Annotated in this window: 3 protein-coding genes; 1 reads left to right on the top strand and 2 read right to left on the bottom strand. The window is 64.8% G+C overall.

All coding sequences use genetic code 11. From position 1 onward, the window contains the following. Positions 1 to 292: hypothetical protein (locus AAFO60_RS19305; protein ID WP_347957871.1), on the top strand; the 292-nt coding region annotated here is incomplete at its 5' end. 66 nt (positions 293 to 358) lie between these two features. On the opposite strand, the gene tyrS is transcribed toward AAFO60_RS19305, so the two are convergent. Next, complete coding sequence (tyrS, locus tag AAFO60_RS19310) at positions 359 to 1,630, bottom strand: tyrosine--tRNA ligase (RefSeq protein ID WP_432211730.1); 1,272 nt, start codon at positions 1,628 to 1,630, stop codon at positions 359 to 361. An 8-nt stretch (positions 1,631 to 1,638) separates the two neighbouring features. Continuing rightward, positions 1,639 to 1,857, bottom strand: a complete 219-nt coding sequence (locus tag AAFO60_RS19315) for a Trm112 family protein (RefSeq protein ID WP_347957933.1) — start codon at positions 1,855 to 1,857, stop codon at positions 1,639 to 1,641. Between the last annotated feature and the right edge of the window lie 249 nt (positions 1,858 to 2,106).

A 2,106-nucleotide genomic window follows, 5' to 3' on the forward strand; every position in this document is an offset into this window, starting at 1 on the left:
CCAAAACACACTATCGAGTTCTCAAAGAACACACACCCACCAGCACCAACCCAGCAACAACCAGGCCGAACTCCAGCAGACATCTGAAATTTTCATTCACCACCCCGTCTCCGAGGCGACCTTCCCAACCTACCAGGCCGGAACTTCCTCCGCAACTCGCAGCGTCTCGAACCTTCCAAGAAGTTTTCAAGACTGCCACCAGGCGCAGGACCGCTACTCTACCCCGACCCGATCCGCAGGAGCAAACCCGCTGACCGGAAGGAATTTCGCTTGCCAGCGCTTGTCGCGCTGACCTGAAAGAATGTACACACACCGCGGCGGCGAGGACAAATCGCCAGGTCAGCGCGACTAAGCCGGATCAGGAGCCGATCTTGGCACCGGCGAAGGTCTTCTTTCCTCGACGCAGCACCAACCACTTCCCGAAGAGCAGGTCGTCGCCGGCCGGCGTCCAGTCCGCATCGGTGACCTTGGTGTTGTTCACGTACGCGCCACCCTCGTCGATCGCGCGGCGGGCCGCCTTGTTGCCCGTGGCCAGTCCGGACTCGACGAGCAGTTCGACGATGGTGGGAGTGCTGCCCGCGTCGAACTGCGCGACGCCGGTCTCCCCGAGCGCGGCCGCGAGGGTCGCCTCATCCAGACCGGACAGCTCCGCACGACCGAACAGTGCCTGGCTCGCGAGCTCCGCGGCGGCCGTCTGATCGGCGCCGTGGATGAGGGTGGTCAGTTCTTGGGCCAGTCGCTTCTGCGCCGTCCGCAGGTGCGGCTTCTCGGCGGTGAGCTGTTCGAGCTCCTCGATCTCGTCACGGCTCAGGAAGGTGAACCACTTGAGGAACTTGACGACGTCAGCGTCGGCCGTGTTCACGAAGTACTGGTACCAGGAGTACGGGCTGGTGAGTTCGGGGTCGAGCCAGACACTGCCGCCTCCGGTCGACTTGCCGAATTTCTTGCCGTCGGCGGAAGTCACCAGCGGAACGGTGAGCGCGTGCGCGGCGCCGGCATCGACCTTGCGGATCAGGTCCACACCGCCGACGATGTTGCCCCACTGGTCGGATCCGCCGATCTGCAGGACACAGCCGTACCGGCGGAACAGCTGGAGGTAGTCGTTGGACTGCAGGAGCAGGTAGCTGAACTCGGTGTAGCTGATGCCGTCGGACTCCAAGCGTCGCTTCACCGTGTCTCGGGCCAGCATCACATTGACCGAGAAGTGCTTGCCGACGTCGCGGAGGAACTCGATGGTGGTCATCGGTCCGGTCCACTCGTAATTGTTGACCAGCACTGCGCCGTGGGCGGAGTCGTCGATCGTAACGAAGCGTTGGAGCTGGCCGACGATCTTGTCCGCCCAGTCTGCGACCGTGTCGGCCGGGTTCATCGTCCGCTCGCCCACATCGCGCGGGTCACCGATGAGTCCGGTCGCTCCGCCGGACAGGACGACGGGACGATGGCCCGCGAGCTGGAACCGCCGCAACGTCAGCAGCGGCACGAGGTGTCCGGCGTGCAGGCTCGCGGCAGTCGGGTCGAAACCGGCGTACAGCGAGATCGGCTGTTCCAGCGCCGCGCGGAGTGCGTCCAGGTCGGTGGTCTGTCCGATCAGGCCCCGCCAGATCAGGTCGTCCAGGATGTTCTGTTCCACGGTGGTGCTCACGCGTCCTTTGCAGTGAAGCGCCGGTGCTCCTCGTCGGTCACCGAGCGCGCGTCGTCGATCAACATGTTCGGGATGCCGTGCTCATCGATGGCATAGGCGACCCGCAGGCGCGGGTTATAGAGCTCATCTCCCGCATTGATCAGTTCGCCCAGATCCTGGGGGCACACCAGTCGGTCTCGAACCACCGGATCGATGCCCTCGGCGCGTGTTGCCATCAGCTCCCACTTCGTCTCGTCGATCAGGCCGCTCGCCCGTACCGGCGGCGGCACCTGCCGGATTCAGGTTACTCGGGAGCGTCGGTCGAGCGGCCGTCCAGGTTTGACCGGCGGCTCCTCTGCCTGTCCGACGGGGTGAGTGCGCGGGTCTCGATACGCTCGCTCACTACGTTCGCGGGCTACTCGACCACCCTGGGAAAGCGGAGCGCAGCCAAGCCCTTCCAAGCAAGGCCGCGCATCGAGACCCCC

The organism is Gordonia aichiensis (genome assembly GCF_039946255.1).
Lineage (GTDB): Bacteria > Actinomycetota > Actinomycetes > Mycobacteriales > Mycobacteriaceae > Gordonia > Gordonia aichiensis_A.